This window comes from Micromonospora sp. HM134, from assembly GCF_007833915.1.
GTDB classification, from domain to species: domain Bacteria; phylum Actinomycetota; class Actinomycetes; order Mycobacteriales; family Micromonosporaceae; genus Micromonospora; species Micromonospora wenchangensis.
Genome location: NZ_CP041061.1, coordinates 5029059 through 5046976, shown reverse-complemented (window position 1 = coordinate 5046976; position 17918 = coordinate 5029059). Strand labels below are relative to the sequence as shown.

Annotated in this window: 12 protein-coding genes and 2 CRISPR repeat arrays (1 of these 14 only partly in view); of the genes, 11 read left to right on the top strand and 1 reads right to left on the bottom strand. The window is 68.7% G+C overall.

Annotated features, from left to right (window positions below):
- Positions 1–1999: a CRISPR direct-repeat array (repeat unit 28 nt; unit sequence GGAAGACCCCCGCGCGTGCGGGGACGAC) (it extends 706 nt beyond the left edge of the window).
- Between the two features lie 327 nt (positions 2000–2326).
- From cas3 to cas2e, 8 genes are all read left to right on the top strand, one after another.
- A complete protein-coding gene (cas3, locus tag FJK98_RS21635) occupies positions 2327–5092 on the top strand; it encodes a CRISPR-associated helicase Cas3' (RefSeq protein ID WP_145920652.1) in 2766 nt (921 codons plus the stop codon).
- A 310-nt stretch (positions 5093–5402) separates the two neighbouring features.
- The gene (gene casA, locus FJK98_RS21630) at positions 5403–7025 is read left to right on the top strand and encodes a type I-E CRISPR-associated protein Cse1/CasA (RefSeq protein ID WP_370516915.1); all 1623 of its coding nucleotides are present in this window, start codon (positions 5403–5405) and stop codon (positions 7023–7025) included.
- The gene (casB, locus tag FJK98_RS21625; RefSeq protein ID WP_145920651.1) at positions 7022–7606 is read left to right on the top strand and encodes a type I-E CRISPR-associated protein Cse2/CasB; all 585 of its coding nucleotides are present in this window, start codon (positions 7022–7024) and stop codon (positions 7604–7606) included. The genes casA and casB overlap by 4 nt, the downstream gene beginning before the upstream one ends.
- A 58-nt stretch (positions 7607–7664) precedes the next feature.
- Positions 7665–8825, top strand: coding sequence for a type I-E CRISPR-associated protein Cas7/Cse4/CasC (gene cas7e, locus FJK98_RS21620; protein WP_145920650.1), 1161 nt, complete (start codon positions 7665–7667; stop codon positions 8823–8825).
- Complete coding sequence (gene cas5e, locus FJK98_RS21615) at positions 8822–9631, top strand: type I-E CRISPR-associated protein Cas5/CasD (RefSeq protein WP_145920649.1); 810 nt, start codon at positions 8822–8824, stop codon at positions 9629–9631. The genes cas7e and cas5e overlap by 4 nt, the downstream gene beginning before the upstream one ends.
- A 5-nt stretch (positions 9632–9636) precedes the next feature.
- Complete coding sequence (gene cas6e / locus FJK98_RS21610; RefSeq protein WP_145920648.1) at positions 9637–10368, top strand: type I-E CRISPR-associated protein Cas6/Cse3/CasE; 732 nt, start codon at positions 9637–9639, stop codon at positions 10366–10368.
- 1 nt (position 10369) lies between these two features.
- Positions 10370–11362, top strand: coding sequence for a type I-E CRISPR-associated endonuclease Cas1e (gene cas1e, locus FJK98_RS21605; protein WP_145920647.1), 993 nt, complete (start codon positions 10370–10372; stop codon positions 11360–11362).
- 56 nt (positions 11363–11418) lie between these two features.
- Positions 11419–11637 (top strand): type I-E CRISPR-associated endoribonuclease Cas2e, encoded by a 219-nt coding sequence (cas2e, locus tag FJK98_RS21600; protein ID WP_240763040.1) that lies wholly within the window; start codon positions 11419–11421, stop codon positions 11635–11637.
- Here cas2e and FJK98_RS34235 read toward each other — a convergent pair.
- The gene (locus tag FJK98_RS34235) at positions 11609–12556 is read right to left on the bottom strand and encodes a transposase (protein WP_240763038.1); all 948 of its coding nucleotides are present in this window, start codon (positions 12554–12556) and stop codon (positions 11609–11611) included. The two genes, cas2e and FJK98_RS34235, sit on opposite strands and share 29 nt — an antisense overlap.
- A 352-nt stretch (positions 12557–12908) precedes the next feature.
- On the opposite strand from FJK98_RS34235, the gene FJK98_RS21590 reads away from it, so the two are divergent.
- The 3 genes from FJK98_RS21590 (at position 12909) to FJK98_RS21580 (ending at position 17686) form a co-directional block, all read left to right on the top strand.
- Entirely contained in the window at positions 12909–14108 is a 1200-nt protein-coding gene (locus FJK98_RS21590; RefSeq protein ID WP_145922919.1) for an IS110 family transposase, read from the top strand.
- A 29-nt stretch (positions 14109–14137) separates the two neighbouring features.
- A CRISPR array of direct repeats spans positions 14138–15386; the repeat unit is 28 nt; unit sequence GGAAGACCCCCGCGCGTGCGGGGACGAC.
- A gap of 312 nt (positions 15387–15698) precedes the next feature.
- Positions 15699–16505 (top strand): ISL3 family transposase, encoded by an 807-nt coding sequence (locus FJK98_RS21585; protein ID WP_240762231.1) that lies wholly within the window; start codon positions 15699–15701, stop codon positions 16503–16505.
- A 32-nt stretch (positions 16506–16537) separates the two neighbouring features.
- The gene (locus tag FJK98_RS21580; protein ID WP_145919019.1) at positions 16538–17686 is read left to right on the top strand and encodes an IS3 family transposase; all 1149 of its coding nucleotides are present in this window, start codon (positions 16538–16540) and stop codon (positions 17684–17686) included.
- Positions 17687–17918 lie beyond the last annotated feature (232 nt).

Sequence of the window (17918 nt, the reverse complement as noted above, 5' to 3'; positions counted from 1 at the left end):
ATCACCCCCGGCTCCAGCGGAGGCGGAAGACCCCCGCGCGTGCGGGGACGACCTCGCGCTCGACCGCCGTCGCGGCCTGGTCCTCGGAAGACCCCGCGCGTGCGGGGACGACGGCTCAGAGCCGGCACCACCACCAGCAGCGTCAGGAAGACCCCCGCGCGTGCGGGGACGACGAGGCCCTCGGCCTGTCCCGCGTGCCAGCCGACGGAAGACCCCCGCGCGTGCGGGGACGACCGGGCCCCGACACCGACCTGCTGATGCGGGAGGGAAGACCCCCGCGCGTGCGGGGACGACTGGCACTGCGCCGGCCAAGTCGAACTCGACCCGGGAAGACCCCCGCGCGTGCGGGGACGACTGGCACTGCGCCGGCCAAGTCGAACTCGACCCGGGAAGACCCCGCGCGTGCGGGGACGACCGCTCCCACGCAGGTCGCCGCCCCCGTACGCCGGGAAGACCCCCGCGCGTGCGGGGACGACGGCTAGTCACCGGGTTGGCTCCCCGTTGCAGGGGGAAGACCCCCGCGCGTGCGGGGACGACCAGGATTAGGGACCCTGCCGCGACCCGCCGGAGGGAAGACCCCCGCGCGTGCGGGGACGACACCAACGGCCTGCGCAAGGTGCGGGTCAGCCAGGGAAGACCCCCGCGCGTGCGGGGACGACACGAGGTCACCGGGCCGGGGGTTGCTCACGACCGGAAGACCCCCGCGCGTGCGGGGACGACCTCGACACTCGGCCGTCGCAGATGCACCCCCGGGGAAGACCCCCGCGCGTGCGGGGACGATGTGGTCGGACAGCGCGATGCCCTGTTCCGCGGCGGAAGACCCCCGCGCGTGCGGGGACGACATCGCCGCATGCCACGCCTTCAACACATCCTGGGGAAGACCCCCGCGCGTGCGGGGACGACTTGTGCGAGACGGACCAGCCGCCGATCTCGTCGGGAAGACCCCCGCGCGTGCGGGGACGACCGGTCGGTGCCGCAGCCGACCGGACCCCCAATGGGAAGACCCCCGCGCGTGCGGGGACGACAGGGTAGCGGCGTCAGGTACGGGTGTATGGATCGGAAGACCCCCGCGCGTGCGGGGACGACGGGGACCTCCCGGTCGGTACGGCCCGACCCTCAGGAAGACCCCCGCGCGTGCGGGGACGATCTACAGGGGTGGTACGCGAGGACGGCAGAGGGCGGAAGACCCCCGCGCGTGCGGGGACGACTCGTACGCGACGCGGCGGGCGGTGTGGGCGGGGGAAGACCCCCGCGCGTGCGGGGACGACGTGACGATGTACGCGTGGGTGACCCACCCGGCGGGAAGACCCCCGCGCGTGCGGGGACGACGCGACCAGCCGCGACAGGCCGAGCGCCGGGATCGGAAGACCCCCGCGCGTGCGGGGACGACGCCTCCGTGGTCGCCTCCCTCGCGCTGGGTGCGGGAAGACCCCCGCGCGTGCGGGGACGACCCAGCGCAACAGAGGAACCCTGCAAGGTCGAGAGGAAGACCCCCGCGCGTGCGGGGACGACTGCCGCACCCCGGCCATCGCCGGCTGCAACGCCGGAAGACCCCCGCGCGTGCGGGGACGACCCCTCGCGTAGCTCGCGTCGGATGGATTCCTGCGGAAGACCCCCGCGCGTGCGGGGACGACATCGGCCACGTCGAAAGCGCCGTCGGCAACTACGGAAGACCCCCGCGCGTGCGGGGACGACACCCGCGGATGGTCCGACATCGGCTACAACCTGGGAAGACCCCCGCGCGTGCGGGGACGACACGACGAGGGCCAGGCCCCCGACCAGCGCGCCGGGAAGACCCCCGCGCGTGCGGGGACGACTCCCGCCCTTCGAGGCCGAAGACGTTCATGGTCGGAAGACCCCCGCGCGTGCGGGGACGACGGGACCTGGACCGACACCTCCTTGGTGAACGGAGGAAGACCCCGCGCGTGCGGGGACGACAACCAGGAAAGTCACCCGCAGGACCGTGCCCGGGGAAGACCCCCGCGCGTGCGGGGACGACACTTGCTGACCTGGGGATTTATCGCATGGGCATCGCAGAATCATTCAGTTGGTTCATCGGTCAGCTTTGTGGGTCTCGGTGTCATGGTGGTGGGCTGGGCCTTCTCGATCGTCGTGTGGCTCAATCCTACGGAGCACTCGGAGCACTGGTCACCAGCGGACGCGACGCAGGGTCTTGTCCCTCGGTGTCGTACGGCTGGTTCGCTGGATGGGATTTCGCGAGCACGGAAATGAACCCGGGTGGGTCAAAGTCGACTTGTGTCGGGAAGGCGACTCAACAGGTGTAGACGGTAAGGATTTGTCGGTGGTGGCTTCTACAGTCGCCGCCATGTCGTCGGACCATGCCCGTGCACTTGCCGCCTTGTGGGGGAAGTCGAATGCTGGCGGGTATCCCAACCTGCTGCTGCAGCATCTGCTGGATGCCGCCGCGGTCGGGGAGTTGATCTGGGAAGGCTATCTCGCTGATCGTGTTAAGTGGTGGCTCGACGAGATCTCCGGCGGTAATGGTTGTCGATTCTTTGCTCTTCTTTGTGGTTGGCATGACGTGGGGAAGGCTTCCCCGGCGTTCCAGAACAAGGTCGATCATATAGCGCAAGGGGTCCGGGCCGCCGGTCTGACGTGGCGCCGCCTGAATGCGCAGTCGATGAGGTGGCATCACACGCGGGCGGGGGCGGTGATCATTTCGTCGGTGCTGCAGCAGGCGGGGTGGAGCCGGGAGGCTGTCGAGTGGGTTTGGCCGATGGTGGCTGGCCATCACGGCTTGGTTCCGCCGCGTCGCGACGTGTTCACGGCGGCCGGCAGGTTCCCTGATGCGCAGGGCAGTGGTGCCGCCTGGAAGGAGACGCAGGCGGCGCTGGTGCGGGCTGTCGCTGGTCACCTCGGCGTCGATCTGGCGGGTGCGGCTCCGGTGAAGACCCCACGTCGGGGCGAGCAGCTCGGCCTGGCCGGTTTCGTAATCATGGCGGACTGGATTGCCAGCAGCGACCAGTTCGGCGGTGTCTTCCACCTGCCCGACGTCACTATGGCTGAGGCGCGTGAACGGGCGGCCAAGGCTTGGGCGACGTTGGAGCTGCGCGGCGGGTGGGGTGGAGGAGCGTACCGTCGGATGCCGGATCTGGTAGAAGCGCGGTTCGGCAAGGCGGCCCGTCCGTTGCAGGCCGCGTGCGTCGCGTTGGCCGAGCAGATGGCTGTACCAGGGTTGCTGATCATCGAGGCTCCGATGGGGGAAGGGAAGACCGAGGGGGCGCTGGCTGCCAGCGAGGTTCTGGGCCGGCGGTTCGGCTTCGACGGGATCTTCGTGGGCATGCCCACGCAGGCGACCAGTGACCCTATGTTCGACCGCGTGCTGCGGTGGGCCGGCAAGGTCGATCCGCATCTACCGGTGGGTCTGCTGCACGGCAAGGGCATGTTCAACTCCCAGTGGAACGCCCTCCAGCGCAGTATCCACTTCGCCGGTATCGACGACATGGGGTGCGAGGACGAGTTCGACCTCACGGGGCAAAGCCAAACGATTCGTCCCGCGCATGCCCCGGCGCAGTGGTTCCTTGGGGCGAAGCGGGGCATGTTCATGCCGATCACTGTCGGGACCATTGACCACTTGCTGTACGCGGCGACCCGTACCAAGCATGTGATGCTCCGGCATGCCGGCCTGGCCGGCCGAGTGGTGGTCCTGGACGAGATTCACGCCTACGACATCTACATGTCACAGTTCCTGCACGAGGCGCTGCGCTGGCTGGCCGACTCGGGGGTGCCGGTGATCCTGCTGTCAGCGACCTTGCCGCCGCAGCAGCGGCAGAGCCTGATGCGCGCCTACCTGCAAGGGCTGCAGGGCCGCCGTGACGTCGAGCTGCCGGCCTTCGATGAGACCGAAGGATATCCCGCTCTGCACGCGCTGACTGTCTCCGGTGACACCGCCACGTGCACGACCCGGACAGCAGCTCCATGGCGGGAGGCGAGTCGGGTGGCCGTGGACATCGTGGAGGAGGCCTCCGTTGGCAGCCCAGACCCGGTTGTGGGTCTTCTCGACGGTGAGCTGCGTGACGGTGGCTGCGCCTTGGTTATCCGCAACACGGTTGGCCGCGCCCAGCGCACCTACCAGGAACTGATGGACCGTTGGGGCGACGACACCCTGATCCTTCTGCACGCACGGCTGACGACCGCGGCGCGCGCCGAGCGCACGCAGAAGGCGTTGGACCTGCTCGGGCCGCCCGGCGGTGAGACCTCGCGCCCGCACCGGCTGATTGTGGTGGCCACACAGCTCGCCGAGCAGTCCTTCGACGTTGACGTGGATGTGCTTGTCACCGATCTTGCCCCGATCGACCTTGCGCTGCAGCGGGTCGGCCGTGTGCACCGGCATGTCCGTCCAGGGCGTACGCGTTCGCCGAAGGTGTATGTCACCGGTATGCGGGCCCAGCGCGACGGACCACCGTCGTTCCCGCGTGGCAGCGAGGCCGTGTACGGGCGTTACTCCCTGCTCCGGGCCGCCGCGTTGGTCACCGAAGCCGTAGGCGTCGGCGGATGGAGCATCCCCGCCGACGTGCCCGACTTGGTTCGCCGAGGCTACGACACCACCACCCACGCCGTTCCCGAGGCATGGTTGCCGGCAGCCGAGGCTGCGCATAAAAGGTGGCAGACCGAGCAGCAGACCCGGCGGCACGCTGCGGAGCAGTTTCTGCTCGCCGGTGAGAGTAACCTTGGCGCCCCTACCTTGGCCGGGCTGCACGACCGTCCCTCGGGTGAGGCGCCCAGTGACGACGAACTGGCAGCGGTCGTGCGGGACGGCCCTGAGACCGTCGAGGCTGTCCTTGTCCGCAGAATCGGCGACTGCTACTACACGCTCGGCGGACGTCGCCTCGGCCCTAACGGTGACGTCAGCGCCGGCGGCATCGCCGAGGAGGTGATTGGGGCGACCGTACGTCTGCCGGCCCGCGTCACCGAGGCCGCGAAGGCACTCGAGCCCCTTCCTGGCTGGTACGGCAACCCGTGGCTCCACAAGGCGCGAGCCCTTTGTATCGACGACTGCAACTCGGTCGTCCTCGGTGACCGGCGACTCACCTACGACCACCGGCTCGGACTGCTGGAAGACAAGGCATGACGGTCATGGCAACTCACCCCGCGTTGGCGGGGACACCCTCGGGCTCCGCGCTGTACCAGCCACATCAGCGGACCACTCCGGCGTTGGCCAGACAGCCACACCCTATCGCTGATCAAGCCACGGTCTCAAAACACGCCGGTAGCCCTTAGCCATATCAGGTTGTGTATCCACTGTAGGGTTCGGAGGCGCGGGGCTCCCGCCAGCGGCTTCTGTGTCGAGAACGTCGTGGGCGAGGTCGCGCTCCGTCGAAGGTGCTCGCCGTACCGGTCGGCGTGATCCGAGCGACCGGGGTTGTCATAAGACATGTGGGGTGCTGGTGGAGAGACACTCGTTCAACCTGCTCGACCAGGAGTGGGTACCGGTCGTGGAGGGCGGCCATCCGAGGTGCTTGTCGCTCATGGATGTGTTGGTCCGGGCGCATGAGATCGACGGACTAAGTACTTCCAACCCGTTGGAAACCGTGGCGGTACTGCGGCAGGTGCTGCTGCCGGTCTACCTGGACGCCTGCGGCATACCTAACAGCGAAGCAGAGTGGGAACACCGGTGGGAGGTCGGCCAGGTCGACCTCAGTCGACTCAAGCCGTATCTGGACGAGCATCGGGTGCGGTTTGACCTGTTCGGCGACCGACCGTTCGGCCAGGCAGCGGGGCTGCGGACGGCGAAGGACGAGGACAAGCCCAGCTCCTTGTTGGTCGCGGCGACCGCGACCGGTAACAACGTGCCGCTGTTCACGTCTCGGAATGAGGCGAACCCGCCGTCGATGACACCGGCCGAAGCGGCGAGGGCGATGCTGGCCGTGCAGTGTTGGGACACAGCCGCCATCAAGTCGGGTGCCGCTGACGACCCGCAGGTGAAGGGCGGCAAGACCACCGGGAACCCCACCGGTCCGTGTGGCGGGCTGGGCATTGTGGTGCCGATCGGCCGGAACCTGTTCGAGACACTGTTGTTGAACAGCCCGATCGTGCGGCAGCCGCCGCGTGAGGACCGCCCGCAGTGGCGACGTGAGCTAGCGATGACCGGGGCCTGGGAAACGCGGTCCGCGTTGGGGCTGTTGGACCTGCTGACCTGGCAGTCTCGCCGGATACGTCTCATCCCCGAGCGCGACGCCGGTGGGGGGACCGTGGTGCGGCGAGTGGTGCTCACCGCCGGTGACCGCCTGCAGCTCATACCGCGGGATGTGGAGCCGCACACCGCTTGGCGCAGGGTCGACAAGCCACGCGCCGGCCAGGCATCGCATATGCCGATGCGGCATTCCCCGGGCCGGGATGCGTGGCGGGGGCTCACCCCGATGCTGGCCACCGTGCCGGGCACCGAGCCCGCGTACAGCAGCAGCATCCTGCTCACCCAGCTCGGTGACGTCGAGGTCGGTGACCTGCCGCTGCAGGTGCTGACGGTGGGCGTCGCATACGGCAACCAGTCGGCGGTGGTGGAGGACATCCTCGCGGACATGATCCCGTTGCCGCTGGCCGCGCTCGGGGCCAGTGAGGTGCGGCACCTGGTTGAGGCGGTGGTCGAGCAGGCTGAGGAATTACGGAGGGCTGGTAACCGGCTCGACGACGACCTGCGGCGGGCCGCCGGTGGTGATCCGGTGCCGTGGGACAAGGGACTGCGGCCCGGGGACGCGTTGATGCATGAACTCAACCGGGTGGTGCGGCGCTTGCTGGCGGGTCTGCAGCGCGAGCCAGAGCGGCGAGAGGAAGCGGAGGACGCGTGGCGGCGGTCAGCGTACGTACTGGCGCTCAAAGCCGCGGAGCCCGCGCTGGCGGCCGTGCCGCCGACAGCGTTTCTCGGCCGTGAGGAAGACGACAAGCAAGCCAGAAAGCAGAAGAAGGCGTATCGGGCGAGCCTCGCCGAGGCGTGGTACGAGGGAGCGGTCCGCAAGATCCTCGGTGTCGAGCCCGCTCACGCCAGCGAATGGAAGGCGCAGCGATGACCAGCACCGACGATCAGGGCCAGCGGAAGGGACACCGCCCCTTCTTCTGGGAAAAGGACTATGCAAAGAGTCCACCCGAGGGCGCGGACCTTGCCGCGCTGCGCCGCGGGTGGGGACGACCGGCTGGTGAGGTACCGGCGATGTGGCCGCACTACACACGGCTGCGCGCCGACGGCTGGGCGAGTCCGCAGCTGCACGCCGAGCACGCCGTGCTGGTGCTGTTCGCTTTGCACCAGCAGTCCCAGTCAAGACTGGTGCACCAGCCAAACGTCGGACTGGGCCTGGCAGTGGCGAAGCTACGAGACAGCGGAAAGTTCAGCGCCGACGCGGTCACTGGCCGGTTCGGCGCGGCGGCGACGGCGACCAGCTTCACAGAGGTCGTCGCCCATCTGCGGGGCCTGGTGACCCAACTGCGTGCCCTCGCACCGACACAGCCACTGGACTACACCCAGCTCTTCTGGGACCTGTGCAGGTGGCAGGACCCGGAAAACGTGCACGAGATCCGGCGTCGGTGGGGATCCCAGTACTTCACCCACCGCGAGAAGACGGAAACCGCCCCTGACGCGGGCACCGCGGCCTGAGACACACCCTGCACCCGGCCGCACACCAGCAAGCCACCAGCACACCTTTGGAGAACCGGTGACCGAAACGCACACCTACATCGACATCCACATCCTGCAGACCGTTCCGCCGTCGAACCTCAACCGTGACGACGCCGGCAGCCCGAAACAAGCCATCTACGGTGGTGCCCGCCGGGCCCGTGTCTCCTCCCAAGCATGGAAACGCGCCACCCGCAAGGCCTTCACCGAAGACCTCGACTACTCGCCCAGCCAGTTGGGAACCCGTACAAAGCGGGTGTCAACGCTGCTGGCCAAACGGCTGGCCGCCCAGACGAGCCTCGACGACGAGGCCGCGACCCGGCTGAGCAACGCGCTGCTGGCACACGACTTGGACATCAAGCCCGGCAAGAAGGACACCGAAACCGCCTACCTGCTGTTCGTCGGCCGGAACCAACTCGACGCGATCGTCGACCTGGTCGCCGACCGGGCCGCCGAGCTGACCGCGCTGCCCGACGACGCGCTCGCCAAGGCCGTCGCGGACCTACCGGTGCGCGCGCAGCTGACCGTCAAGCACCCGATCGACGTCGCCTTGTTCGGCCGGATGGTCGCCGACATCCCCACCCTCAACGTCGACGCGGCCACCCAGGTCGCGCACGCCCTGTCGGTGCACCCCGTGGAAATCGAGTTCGACTACTACACGGCTGTCGACGACGAGAAGAAGCCCGACGAGGACGCTGGCGCGGCGATGATTGGCACCGTGGAGTTCACCTCCGCGACCCTGTACCGGTTCGCCACCCTCGACGTGCAGCAGCTCGCCGGCAACCTCGACCAAGACCTTGAGGCGACTGTCGAGGCCGCCCGGGCGTTCCTGCACGCCTTCGTCACTGCCATGCCCACCGGGCACCAGAACAGCTTCGCCCACCGCACGATCCCCAGCCTCGTCTCCTACGTCGTCCGGACCAACCAGCCGGTCAACCTCGTCACCGCCTTTGAGAAGCCGATCCGTAGCCGCGACGGCATCGCCGCCGCCGCCACCACGCGCCTGGCCACCGAAGTGGACCGCACGAGCAACGCCTGGGGCCTCACCCCCCTCGCGGTAGCCAGCGTCTACGACCCGGCCCTGGCGGACGCCTCCACCATCGCGCGGGCCTTCGGCGAGTCGCGCAGCCTCGCCGACGCGATCGACGCGACCACCGCCACCGTGCGAACCCGGCTGACCGGAACCTCGACCACGCGATGAGCGACTCGACGTTCTGCCTGGTACTCCGGCTGGCCGGGCCTCTGCAGTCGTGGGGCGGACGCGGCCAGCTCAACCGCCGTGACACCCTCGACCAGCCCACCAAGAGCGGGATCCTCGGCCTCCTCGCCGCCGCCCAGGGCCTGCGCCGGCAAGACTCCATCGAGACCCTGCTCGGCCTCAGCCTGGGTGTACGCACCGACCAGCCCGGATCGCTGCTGCGGGACTACCACACCGTCAGCGACTACCGAGGCCGTCCGCTGCCGTCTGCCGCAGTCAACGCCAAGGGTGTGCAGAAACCGACCTCACCGCCGAAGTACACCCACGTCACCCAACGCTTCTACCTCCAAGACGCAGTCTTCGTCGCCGCCGTCAACGGCCCGACCGACCTTCTACGCACCTTGGTCGACGCCCTGCGTAGCCCGGCCTTCCCCCTGGCCCTCGGCCGGCGATCCTGCCCACCAACCCAGCCGCTGCTACTGACCCCCGACGAGACACACCGCGTCGACCGTGACGCACTCTGGCCCGGACAGCCCCTCGATGTGCTCCACCGCGTGCCCTGGCAAGGCAGCGACTCCCACCGCGCCTCCCGCTCCCATCGCAAGACGATGCCCGCAACCGTGGACCTGCCGGTCACCGTCGACGACGACCACGGCGACGACATCCGCGTCGATGTGCCCGCCTCGTTCGACCCACTACACCGAGGGTTCAACACCCGCCGAGTCCGCCAAGAATGGGTGCGCCTCGCCGCCGGCGACCCCGAGAACAGCCAACCTGACCATGATCCCTTCGCCCTACTCGGGTGGTAGCCACCATGCCCTACCTGTCCCGTATCCACCTCAACCCGCTGCGCACCCAGGCCCAGCGGATGCTGAACAACCCCCAAGTGCTCCACGCCGCCGTCCTCGGCGGCCTCAGCCACCAACCCGTCACAGAACGCGTCCTGTGGCGGCTGGAAACCCACCAGCACCATCTAGCCGTCCTCGTCCTCACCCAGACGAAACCGTCCTGGGAACACCTTGTCGAACAGGCCGGTTGGCCCAACGCCGACGAACCCCAGGCCTTGGTCAAACCGTACGAACCGCTGCTCGACCAGATCCAGCGCGGCCGGACCTTCGCGTTCCGACTCAAGGCCAACCCCACCAGCGCCGCCAAGAAGTTGATCAGGCCAACCAAGGCGCAGGCGGAGCGCCTCGCTGGCGAACGGCCACGGGGCGTTCGGGTAGCACACACCAAACTGCCCGAACAGGTCGACTGGCTACTGGCCAAGCTTCACCGGGCAGGCTGCACCGTCCCGACCGACATCATCAACGACAACAAGGTGTCTGCCGTCCGGGCGACTGACCGGCACCGGCTCCGCTTCCAGAAGAATGGCCGCCGCGCAGACGCACCCGTGCTCCTGGAAGCTGTCACCTTCGACGGCCTGCTCCAAGTCGACGATCCGGCAGCGACCCGATCGGCGCTGCTCGACGGTATCGGCACCGGCAAGGCCTACGGCTTCGGCCTGCTCACCCTCGCCCCGCCACGCCCCCTCCAGGAGTCCTGACATGTGGTGGCTGGCCGACCCACAGGACCTGCACCGCGTAGCTGACCGTATCTCCAGCGTCTACGTCGAACGTTGCCACATTGACCGTGACGACAACGCGGTTGTCCTGGTCAACCGCGAACGCACCGTCCGGATACCCGCCGCGATGGTCGCCACCCTCCTCGTTGGCCCCGGAGCCCGCATCACCACCGCCGCCGTGCGCCTGCTCGCCGACTCCGGCACCGCCCTGTGCTGGGTCGGCGAGAAAGGTGTACGCCTCTACGCCTCCGGCATCGGTCCCAGCCGAGGATCCCAACTCCTCCTCCGCCAGGCATACCTGGTCACCCGCACCAAAGAACGCCTCGCCGTCGCCCGCCGCATGTACGGCATGCGTTTCCCCGGCGAAGACGTCAGCGGCCTCACCATGCAGCAACTACGCGGACGCGAAGGCGCACGCGTCAAGAAGATCTACCGCACCCACTCAGCCCGGACCGGCGTACCTTGGGACGGCCGACTGTACAAACCCGGCCAACCATTTGAAACCGGCGACGACGTCAACCGGCTTCTCTCCGCAGGACACAGCTGCCTCTACGGCATCTGCCACGCCGCGATCGTAAGCCTCGGCGCCAGCCCCGGACTCGGCTTCGTCCACACTGGCGGCGCCACTTCCTTCGTCCTCGACATCGCCGACCTCTACAAGGCCGACTACACCATCCCCCTCGCCTTTGACCTCGCCGCCAAAGGCCACACCAGCGAACGTGACGCCCGCACTGCCTTCCGCGACCGAGTCGCCGACGGCAAACTCATGACCCGCATCGTCCAGGACATCAAGACACTTCTGCTCAGCGAGGTAGCCGATGCCCCCGAGCAGGACGCCCTCGAACTCTGGGACGAAGCCCTCGGCTCCGTCCCCGGCGGCATCAACTGGGCCAACGACTACGCCGATGCCTTCGACGCCACCACCTTCATCGGCATCACCGGACCTGAGGTCCACGAACCCAAGGTGGATTTTTGACCGTTGTCGTCCTCACCGCCGTCGCCGAAGGACTCCGCGGCCATCTCACCCGTTGGATGGTCGAAGTCTCCGCCGGAGTCTTCGTGGGTAACCCCAGCACCCGTATCCGCGACCGCCTCTGGACAACACTCGCCACCCGGGTAGGAGACGGACAAGCCATCATGATCGAACCCGCCCGAAACGAACAAGGCTGGGCGGTTCGTACCGCCGGCCGAGACCGATGGATACCCGTCGACCTCGACGGACTCATCCTCTCCGCCCGACTCCGCCGATAGAACTAATCGAACATATTTCCCTGCGACACGCGGGGCTCCAGTGAGTGGAGAGACGGCAGAAAGCCCGCCCGACAGGGGGAATCCAGGAGATCCGGGAGGACTGGCAGCCGGGTTGACCGGGTGGTCGAGCACGGGAAGGCCCCGCGCGTGCGGGGACGACCATGCGGGTGGTGCATCCCCCGCTTCGAGCAGCAGGAAGACCCCCGCGCGTGCGGGGACGACTGTGCGGACCGGGACGCCGCCAGGCCGGACGCGGGAAGACCCCCGCGCGTGCGGGGACGACGCTGCCCCGGCACCCGGCCGGGGACGTCAGGACGGAAGACCCCGCGCGTGCGGGGACGACGCGCCCACCTCGGGCGATGTCTCGCCGGCAGGCGTCGGTGGCGGTGGCCGGTCGCACGCCTCGGAGGGCCGTGGCGGCTTTGTCGGCGGACAGGCCGGTGGGTGCGCCGCCGGGGACCAGCTCCCGCAGGAGTCCGTGCAGGCGGTTGAGGATGCGGGTGCGTTCGTGGGTGAGGTCGTCGCGGTGCTCGGTCAGCAGCCGCAGGATGGTGCTCTGATCCTCGGGTTGCACGGGATTGAGCCGGTGATGGTGCAGGGCGACTCGGGCGACGCTGGCAGCGTCGGTGGCGTCGGTCTTGCGGCCGCCGCCGGTGGTCAGCAGCCGTGCTCGGGCGGCGAGGGTTGCGGGGACGTCGACGACGTCAGCGCCGGCGGCGGCGAGCTGTTGCGCGATGCCGCGGCCGAGTCCCTTGGCGCCTTCGACGGCGAAGCGGTGCTGCGGCCAGCGCTGGGCCCAACTGGTCAGCTGGGTGAAGGTGCCGGCATTGACGACGAAGCGTCGGGCGGCGAGTTCATGCCCTGTGTTGTCGACGGCGACAGCGGTCAGCGATGACTTGTGCGGGTCGATACCGATCACGATCACAGCGAGGTTCTCCACGACGGCGTTGACGGGGTGACGTTCGCCGTGGTGGGCATCCTGACTTGAAGATCGATCGCATGCCTCTGTCGAGCCACGCCACGGCCGGGCGCCGGCCGGCGTGGCACGCTATCAGTGAGCCAACCCAAAGGCGGCAAGGAACATGCGGACCTGAGCCGACCGGCGCCCTGGACGCTATGGGCTGCAGACCCTCGCGTCTGCCCCCGATTCAACAAGTCAGGGACACGGCCACCCGCAGGGTTGGGGTAGGTCTCTTCGTAACGTGGCTGCCGGCAGTCCGACGCCCTGACTGCGGCCGAGGCCACGAAGCGATGCGTGGAGGCGGGTGGCGGTGAACGACGGATACGGCGTCTACCTCGGCTTGGACGTCGGCAAGGGTGATCACCACGCGGTCGGGCTGGCGCCGGACGGCAAGCGGCTGCACGACGCGCCGTTGCCGAACACCGAGACCCGGCTGCGGCAGCTGTTCGGCAAGCTCGCCCGTCACGGCCAGGTTCTGGTGGTGGTCGACCAGCCGGCCTCGATCGGCGCCCTGCCGGTCGCGGTCGCCAGGGCCTGCGGGCATCAGGTGGCCTACCTGCCCGGCCTGGCGATGCGCCGAATCGCTGACCTGCATCCCGGCTCGGCGAAGACCGACGCCCGCGATGCCTACGTCATCGCCGATGCCGCCCGCACCCTGCCGCACACACTGCGGCGGGTCGACACCGGTGACGAGGCTCTGGCCGAGTTGGAGGTCCTCGTCGGCTTCGACGACGATCTCGCGGGCGAAGCCACCCGCGTGTCCAACCGGATCCGGGGCCTGCTCACGCAGATCCACCCCGCCCTGGAACGAGTCCTCGGCCCGAAAGTGCACCACAAGGCCGTGCTGGAGCTGCTGTCACGTTGCGGCGGACCGGCCGGACTCCGCAAAGCTGGCCGCCGCAAGCTGCTGTCCATCGCCGCCGTTCACGCACCCCGCATGGGTGAGCGGCTGGTCGAGCAGATCATGACCGCACTGGACAAACAGACCGTCACCGTCCCGGGCACCCAGGCTGCCGAGACGATCCTGCCTCGCCTCGCCGACAGCCTCCGCGACGTCCTACGACAACGTGACCAGGTCGCCGGCGAGGTCGAGGGGATGCTTGATGCGCACCCTCTCGCCTCGGTCCTGACCTCGATGCCCGGCATCGGCGTCAGGACCGCCGCCCGGATCCTGCTCGAAGTCGGTGACGGCACCGCCTTCGCCACCCCCGGCCACCTCGCCGCCTATGCCGGGCTCGCCCCGGTGACCCGACGCTCCGGCAGCAGCATCCGCGGCGAACACCCACCCCGCGGCGGCAACAAGAACCTCAAACGCGCGTTCTTCCTCGCCGCGTTCGCCGCCCTGGCCGACCCTGTCAGCAGGGCCTACTACGACCGGAAACGGGCCGAGGGCAAACGCCACAACGCCGCCCTCATCTGCCTCGCCCGACGCCGCTGCGACGTCCTCCACGCCATGCTCCGCGACAAGATCCCCTACCAACCACGCCCCACCAGCCCTGTCCCCGCTTGACGAAACCCATAGGGACACGCATCACCGCCGGAAGACCCACGCGCGTGCGGGGACGACGTAGCGTGCGACTGCAACGTGGTGGTCTCGAACGGAAGACCCCCGCGCGTGCGGGGACGACTCGTCGAGCGCGTCAAGGGGGATCCCCTCCACCGGAATACTCCCGCGCGTGCGGGGACGACGCGGTAGATGCGGGGATTCGATCGGCTCGATCGGGAAGACCCCCGCGCGTGCGGGGACGACGCCGGCAACGAGGGTGCCTACGCCCGACCCAGCGGAAGACCCCCGCGCGTGCGGGGACGACTACACCACGGCGTGTGCCACACCGTGCACGTACGGAAGACCCCCGCGCGTGCGGGGACGACGCGATCACCTCGGGTGGGATGGTGCCCGTCCCGGGAAGACCCCCGCGCGTGCGGGGACGACGATCCCGGAGGCCGGGCGATGAGCGGGCAGGGGGGAAGACCCCCGCGCGTGCGGGGACGACTTCGTCGCCGCGGTGAAGGGCCTGAAGCCCGCCGGAAGACCCCCGCGCGTGCGGGGACGACACGACGACTGCTCTCCGTGCCGGAAGCACCATGGGAAGACCCCCGCGCGTGCGGGGACGACGGAGGACGAGACCGAGGCCGCGCCGTCCCCCGGGGAAGACCCCCGCGCGTGCGGGGACGACACGTGGAACAGCGGGCAGTCGTCGTCGGTCAGGGGAAGACCCCCGCGCGTGCGGGGACGACGCCGCTCGGCTCGCCGCGGCCAACGGAATCCAGGGAAGACCCCCGCGCGTGCGGGGACGACTGGACGCCGCGCGCCGGCGGCGACGACATGTGGGGAAGACCCCCGCGCGTGCGGGGACGACCCGCGCCAACCCCTTCCAGGAGCGCTATCGATGGGAAGACCCCCCGCGCGTGCGGGGACGACCGTGGCCGAGGCTGACCGACATGCCGTGGTCCGGGAAGACCCCCGCGCGTGCGGGGACGACTTCGTGCGCCACCGGTTCCCCCTATTCTCACTGGGAAGACCCCCGCGCGTGCGGGGACGACACCTACTGGGCCTACGGGAAAGGCTGCCGGTGCGGAAGACCCCCGCGCGTGCGGGGACGACCGTCCCGCGCCTGACCGAGATAGGTCCGGTACTGGAAGACCCCCGCGCGTGCGGGGACGACGCCTGCGGGTACGGCTGCTGGTGCTCGATGGCGGGAAGACCCCCGCGCGTGCGGGGACGACTGGACGGACCCGGGCGGGTACCCTCGGGAGTAGGGAAGACCCCCGCGCGTGCGGGGACGACGCTTGCTGACCTGGGGCTTTATCGAGCGGGGACTGCGAAAAAGTTCAGTCGGCTCATCGGGTCGATTCGGGTTCGCGGGCAGCCTCGCGATGGAGGTCGGTCGTTGCCTCATCCTACGGTCCCTTGGCCGTTGCGGGCGCGGGCAGAATCTGTGATGGCATGTACCGCAGGGGACCAACTGCGGCAGGGCCCCGGAAAAAGTCGTGGACGCGTCCGGGATGAGGCATCACCGGCTGTCAACGGCGGACTGGAACTGGCTCTGGCACGCATTTTGTGAGTCGCGCTCACCGATAGTTCGGGTTGGGTGCCGGGATGGAGATCATTCCGGCGTTGCTGCCGCACCTGACGGGCCTGCGGTTGGAAGCGGTGGTGGTCCGGGGCGTCGGGGTCAGGATCGATGCGGCGACCCAGACCGTGCGGGCACGGTGTGATACCAGCAGCACCTGGTCGACCACCGCGCATGGCCGCTATGTGCGGAGGCTGGCCGATGTCAGGTTGGGTGGTCACGAGGTGCTGGTCGCGCTGACGGTCCGCCGATTCACCTGCGTGAACACCGACTGCGGGCGGCGGACGTTCGTCGAGCAGGTCCCCGGCCTGACTCGCCGGTATGCCCGTCACACCGTCGTAGCGGCCGGTGACCTGGAAGCAGTCGCGGTGGCCTTGGGCGGTCGAGCGGGCAGCCGGTTGGCGCAGCGGCTGGCGGTGTCGGTGTCCCGCTCCACGTTGATCCGGATGATCCGCCGGATCCCCGACCCGGCGCCGGCGACACCGGCGGTGCTGGGCGTGGACGACTTCGCCCGCCGTCGTGGCCACCGCTACGCGACCGTGCTGCTCGACATGCATACCCGCCGGCCGATCGACGTGCTGCCCGACCGCACCGCCGACACCCTCGCCGCCTGGCTGCGCGAGCATCCCGGCGTTCAGATCATCTGCCGCGATCGAGGCGGCAGCTATGCCGACGGCGCCCGCAAGGGAGCACCTGACGCGATCCAGGTCGCCGACCGGTGGCACCTGTTGAAGAACCTCAGAGCGTGTTTGAGATGGGGTTTGTCAGTGAGGTTCCCCCGGTTCGCCGGAGGGTCTGATGTTCCCCGGGTTCGGTGGAGTCAGGTTGGTTGACTCGTCAGGCTCGTCATTCGTTGAGGAGAGACGTGCCGAGGAGATACCCACCCGAGTTTCGTCGTAAGGTCCTCGATCTACTCAAGGCTGGCCGATCGGTAGCGGAGCTGGTCCGTGACTTGGACATCAGTGATCAGACGATCTACAACTGGCGCCGCCAGGAGCTGATCGACACCGGTCAGATGCCAGGCGTGAGCTCCGCTGACCAGGCGGAGCTGGTCGCCGCTCGGCGGCGTATCGCCGAGCTGGAGACCGAGTTGGCCGTGCATCGCCGTGCGACCGAACTGCTCAAGGAGGTGGTGCCCCCAAAAGGCCGGTACGCGGTCATCCACCGGATGGCCGCTGAGGGGTTGCCTGTCGAGGTCTGCTGCCGTGTGCTCGAGGTCTCGGCTTCCGGGTACTACGCCTGGCGCAACCGGCCACCGTCGCAGCGGGCGCTGCGGCACGCGTGGCTGACCGAACAGATCCGTGCGGTGCATCTGGCCTCCAGGGGAACCTACGGTTCCCGCCGCGTGCATGCCGAACTACGGCTGGGCCGTGGACTCGTCGTGGGCTATCACGCGGTCGAGATGCTGATGCGCCGCGCCGGCATCCGCGGGCTGCCCGGTAGCCGGAGGCCGCGGCCCAAGCACCAGACCCCAACCGCGGCGGACTTGGTCAACCGCGACTTCACCCGATCGTCGCCGAACCAGTTGTGGGTCACCGACATCACCGAACACCCGACCCGGGAGGGCAAGGTCTACTGCGCAGTCGTGCTGGACACCTTCTCCCGAAAAGTCGTCGGCTGGTCCATCGACGCCACCCAGACCGCCACCCTGGTGACCAACGCCCTGAGCATGGCCATCAGCAACCGCCAACCTACCGGCACCGTGATCCACTCGGACCACGGAGTCCAGTTCACCTCATGGGCCTTCACCCGCCGGGTCCAGGAAGCCGGCCTGGCACCGTCGATGGGATCCATCGGCGACTGCTACGACAACGGCATGATCGAGTCGTTCTGGGGCCGAATGCAGACCGAACTGCTCAACCGCCGCCGCTGGCGCACCCGCATCGAACTAGCCAATGCGATCTTCGAGTACCTAGAGATCTTCCACAACCGGCAACGCCGCCACAGCTCACTGGGCATGCTCACCCCGAACGAGTATGAGAGGCTCCACCCGATCGCCCTATCCGTCGCCTGACGCCAACCAACACGGCTCCGAGAAACCCGGGGAACATCAGTCTCCATCAAACCCGGTGGGGAACAGACCCTTCGACCACATCCATCGATGGACGTGAACTTCCCCTCTGAAGTCCTGCATGGGTGAAGACGCCACGCAGGATCCGCCGGAACCAGGGAATCCTTCTTCTCTGCGTCTCCGACTACTGCTCCGACGTGATCGCTTATGCTCGCACGGTTCAGCCGACCTTGAC